A 4,702-nucleotide genomic window follows, 5' to 3' on the forward strand; every position below is an offset into this window, starting at 1 on the left:
CGCGGACTCCCGGCAGAGTTCGTGCAGTCACTCAACCAACGCTGCACCTGGATGCTCTGCAGACGCCCAGCCATCAACTGCGACCTCGACCACACCAAGCCCTACGCCCAAGGCGGCGAAACCTCCGTCGCGGACATGGCACCACTATGCCGACGCCACCACCGCGTCAAAACCGAAGGCGACTGGAAAGTCGAACAAACCAGCCCAGGCCACCTTCGATATACCGATCCACACGGGCGGGAGTACACGGTGACCCCACCACGCCTCACCGATCCGGTAGAACCCGACGATCCGGACCCGCCGCCGTTCTAACCGGCACGGAGAAGCGGGACAAGCAAACAAGACAGCAGGCTCGAGAACCCTTGAAAGGAAGGGTTCTCGAGCTTGCCGTCATGTCGATGACGGGGTGGCGAGCCCAACAGGTCGCGGCCATCACCGGAAGCTGCTCCTTGTCAGTGGGCCCGAATAGGCTAGCGAGATGGGATCTGTACAGCAGCGCACACCCCGGCCGCCGGTGAAGCCCCGGATACGCGGCACGCTGGCCCCCGCCGTACTCCCCGAGCATGATGTTGAAGACGAGGCCCAACTCCAGCGACTCACCTTCACCCGGGTCGATATGTCAGAGCGTGACGCTACGTCGGTGGACGTGGAGGAATGTGAGTTCACCGGAACCGACCTGAACGGCAGTACGCTCGCCAAGGCGATCTTCGCCGACTGCCGGTTCGAAAGCTCCGACCTGGCCAACGTGAGTGCCAGCACGTCGTCTCTGCTCCGCTGCTCGCTGCGTGGACTTCGGGCCACCGGGCTGCGGTGGATCGACGGCACGCTTCGCGACGTGGTGTTCGGGGAGTGCCGGATGGACCTGGCGCAGTTCCGGTTCACGACGTTCAAGAATGTGCACTTCGTCGACTGTCATCTGCGGCAGGGCGATTTCACCAACGCCGACCTTCGCGGTGTGGTCTTCAGCGGCTGCGACCTTACCGGTGCGCAGTTCGCCCAGGCGAAGCTCGCCGGCGCGAGGTTCCACCACTGTGTCCTGGACGGAATCCGCAGTGTCACCAGCCTCCAAGGCGCCATCATCGACCCGACCGATCTGGTCTCCCTCAGCTATGCGTTCGCCGACGCGCTCGGCATCCTCATCGAGTCCGGCGACGGCAGCAGCGACGGCAGGGCCAGCGGCGACGGCAGCAAGCTCCGCTAGCGGTCGGCGGGGAACGCCCCGCGGCGGACCGCCCTGCGGGCGGACAGCTATGCGGGCGGACAGCTATGCGGGCGGACAGCTATGCGGGCGGACAGCTATGCGGGCGGGAACCCTGTCTACGCGGGGATTCCGCGCGCGTCCAGTGCGTCCTCCACGATCCGCAGCCCGTCGAGACCGGGCAGCCTGCGAAGGTGATCGTCAATCGTCCGCGCGGCTCGCCGGCCGTCCGGCCCGCTCATCAGGTGCCCGAGCACGTGCCGCACCTCTGACTCGGCCATCACCCCGGATCCAACCGGGCCCCAGAACTTCCGCAGGGCGAACCTCGCCAGCTTCTGCGCCTTCCTGCTACGTGCGAGCCGTTCCCGCGCCTGTGTCGCGTAGAAGGCGACGTGCCGGGCCTCCTGCTTGGCAATGCGTTCGAGGAGGGGCGCAAGAATCGGATGGTCCTGCAATTCGGCCAGACGGTTGTAGGCCGTGATAGCCGACCATTCATTGGCGGCGCCCCAGGACATGTGCACCGCCACGAAGTCCTCGCCGACGAGATTCGCGAGCATGGACTGCTTGATGGGATCGAACCGCTCCCGCCAACCCCGCTTGAGACGTACCGCCTTCAGCGCGTCGTAATCGATGCGAACGTCATGCATGGCAAGCACGGCCGCCAGCGCCTCACCGTGCCAGAACTCCTCCATGTTCCACATCGTCATGAAGGCCGTCACGGCAGGATCCTTGTGCGAGGGCGTCACCAGCATGTCGCGCAGGTAGCAGACGGTGTGGTACTCCACGTCGCACATATAGCGCAGGCTACGCAAGGTGTCCGCCGGCAGCGGATGCCGCCGGAACTCCTCCAATGGCAGGTCATCCCACTGCACACCCCGAGACGTACGCGTGTACTTGGCGATGTCAAAGGCCATCTCAGCTGCGGAGCGTCCACCGGTCAGGGTGCGGCCCCGCCCTCCCTTCATCAGTTCGCCGCCCGATCGATCTACGTGCTGCGATCACGTCACGATGATCAGGGCTGAGGGGCCCCGGCGGCGTCGTACGTCGGGAGGCTTCTGCGACTACCGAACCAGGCGACATCTCGGCGCGGACCTACACCGCCGGGAGTAGTGCTCAGAGCGGAACAGGCTCAAACCGGAACGGGCCACAGGCGCGAGCAGGCCTCGGACCGCCTACGTACCGCTGCGACCGTCCACCGGTCGTCGGTGGTAGAGGTCGAGGCCCACCTTCAACAAGACCCCCTGGCGGAGCGCTGGCACCTGGTCGAGGTCGAACCACGCCGCCTGGTCGGTACTCCCGTCCAACTCGTGGCGTAGCTCGCCGCCGGTGACCGCGACCTCGTACAGGATGTGGACGGCGTGCACCTCCGCGAGCGAACGACGCCACGGGGCGGACGAACGGCTCCACACGTCGGTATGGACGCCGAGCAGGGACCGTACCCGAACCTGGTAACCGGTCTCCTCCAGAACCTCCCGCACCACGCCGTCAGCGGGGTACTCCGCATGCTCGACGCCGCCGCCTGGAAGGGTCCACCGACCAGCGGGTTCGGCAAACCTGGCGAGCAGGATCCGGCCGTCGTCGACGCAGACCGCGTACGCACCGACCCGCTGTGGGTGTTTCTGGTTCACGACAGTCACGGGCCCGATTCTGGCACCGGCTAGACCGGCCGGGCGAAGGCGAAGGTGTTGCCGGTGAACCTCGATCCGTCGTACCAACAGGTGATCAGCACCAGCCGTCCTCCCGGAAACGCACGGTCGTCGATCCGATGGGCATCCTGCGCGACCTGGCCGAACTCCTTGCCGGCCGTCACTTCTGTCACCGCGTAGCGCACGACGCCTCGGTCGGTGAAGAGGTTGATCCGGTCCCCCGGACGCAGGCGGCTGATGTGTCCGAGCGCGCCACCGCCGACGCCGACCACGCCCGAGACCTTCTTGGTGTGGCCCACGATCAGGACGCTTCCGACCTCCGCGCCCGGCTTGGGGCCGTCCTGCCACCAGCCGACCGTCGCGGGATCTGTTGGTGGTACGAGCGTCCGGTAGCTCGGGTCCTTCGGATCGTTGCTCATGCCGATCCCATGGACTGTCGCGCTGACCCGCAGCTTGGGAATGACCAGCCGAGCCGGGACGCTGGAGTGCGCGTCGGCGCCGTCGGCGTCGTCGGTCTGGCGGGCCTCGCCAGGGCTGGCCGCCCCGGGACTGGGCTGCGCGGTGCGTACGGCCGAAGCCGCGGACTGCCGGTCGGTCTCGGGTTCGGACCGACCGGCGCAGCCCGCGGCCACAGCGAGGGTCGCGCCCAACGCCAGCGTCAGGACGAGCCAGTGAGGCTGCCGGCGAATCATCGACCGGCTGGTTGTGGCCTCAGCAGTCGGGTGAGTCCACTCCCGCAAGCCCCACACCGAAGGCGATGAGGGCGGCGCCACCCAGCGCATTGCCGGCGTCGGGTTCGCCGCCGGTCGAGCCGCCGGATGCGGAGATGCCACCCTCGAAGGCCGTGGGCCGGGGCACCGGCGTGGCGCTGTCACTCGGAACCGGCGACGGCTCCGTCGTTGGGCTCTGGGTCGGGCCATCCGTCGGCGACGGAACCGTGGTTGGCGTGGGGGTGGTGGTCGGCGTGGGACCTTCGGTGGGGGTTCTGGTCGGCGTGGGGGTGCTGGTCGGCGTGGGCGTCGCCGTTGGGCTGGGCGACGGGGCCGACGACTCGCACGGCTTCACCCAGAACACCTTGTACTTGTGGAAGGTCTTGCCGCCCGCGTCGTTCACCGTCACGTCGACCTTGATGTGCACCTCGCCCTTCTTGTTGGGCGTCAGGCCGCTGGTGTCCAGCTCGTACATCTCGGTGTGGTTGAGGGTGTTGCCCGGTGGGCGGCCACCGTCGAAGGTGAACGACGACCGGCCGGCGACCGGCTCCACCACGCTCTTGTCACCGCTCGGCGGCCACCCGAAGAACGTCGTCTCGACGGCGTCCACGCCCTCGTCGAAGCCGAAGAACTGCAGCCCGAAGATGCAGTCGACGTGCGGCTCGTTGGCCGGGCTCTCGTCGACGGGCGCGCCGTCGATCTTCACCGACCCGTTGGCGCCCTTCGGCTGCTTCGGGTCGGCTGATGCGGGTTGTACGACGATGGCGGTGCCGATCGTCGCCAGCAGCAAACCAAGGAGTACGGCGCCGGCGCTCCGCCTGACGCGACCCTGCTCTGGAGACACGATGGTACGGAGGCTCATGTTCCCCTCAATGTGGAAACGCGGTCAACTTAACCCGGCCCTGAAGGACCGGGCTTGGAGGTAGCGCCCAACTGGCTGCTGGGTTGGCTCCTGCGTCCAGACACTCCTTATGGGGTGGCAGGGACGCGTGACTCACGCCCCGCAGTCCACACAGCCTCGCCCTTGCGGGCGATGTTGTGGGAAGCGTTCCGGTCGGCGTGGGCAACGACCCCGCAGTTCCGGCAGATGAAAAGCCCCTGGTCGACACGGTTGCGCTTGTCGACGTGGCCGCACTCGGAGCACTGCT

Annotated in this window: 7 protein-coding genes; 2 read left to right on the top strand and 5 right to left on the bottom strand. The window is 67.4% G+C overall.

The window, feature by feature from the left end; all coding sequences use genetic code 11:
• On the top strand, window positions 1-312 hold a 312-nt coding region (locus B141_RS39055; protein ID WP_026256938.1), incomplete at its 5' end, for an HNH endonuclease signature motif containing protein.
• Between the two features lie 166 nt (window positions 313-478).
• Window positions 479-1,201, top strand: coding sequence for a pentapeptide repeat-containing protein (locus B141_RS39060; protein ID WP_051113976.1), 723 nt, complete (start codon window positions 479-481; stop codon window positions 1,199-1,201).
• A gap of 116 nt (window positions 1,202-1,317) precedes the next feature.
• On the opposite strand, the gene B141_RS0105640 is transcribed toward B141_RS39060, so the two are convergent.
• The 5 genes from B141_RS0105640 to B141_RS47085 all read right to left on the bottom strand — a co-directional run.
• On the bottom strand, window positions 1,318-2,112 hold the full coding sequence (locus tag B141_RS0105640) for a ferritin-like domain-containing protein (RefSeq protein WP_026256939.1): 795 nt from the start codon (window positions 2,110-2,112) through the stop codon (window positions 1,318-1,320).
• 258 nt (window positions 2,113-2,370) lie between these two features.
• Complete coding sequence (locus B141_RS0105645) at window positions 2,371-2,835, bottom strand: NUDIX hydrolase (RefSeq protein ID WP_020574195.1); 465 nt, start codon at window positions 2,833-2,835, stop codon at window positions 2,371-2,373.
• Window positions 2,836-2,855: 20 nt separating this feature from the next.
• On the bottom strand, window positions 2,856-3,536 hold the full coding sequence (locus B141_RS0105650; protein WP_020574196.1) for a sortase domain-containing protein: 681 nt from the start codon (window positions 3,534-3,536) through the stop codon (window positions 2,856-2,858).
• Window positions 3,537-3,555: 19 nt separating this feature from the next.
• A complete protein-coding gene (locus B141_RS49015) occupies window positions 3,556-4,416 on the bottom strand; it encodes a hypothetical protein (protein WP_026256940.1) in 861 nt (286 codons plus the stop codon).
• Window positions 4,417-4,523: 107 nt separating this feature from the next.
• The coding region (locus B141_RS47085; protein WP_157180821.1) for a zinc ribbon domain-containing protein at window positions 4,524-4,702 on the bottom strand (179 nt) is incomplete at its 5' end.

Source organism: Actinopolymorpha alba DSM 45243 (genome assembly GCF_000373925.1).
Classification (GTDB): domain Bacteria; phylum Actinomycetota; class Actinomycetes; order Propionibacteriales; family Actinopolymorphaceae; genus Actinopolymorpha; species Actinopolymorpha alba.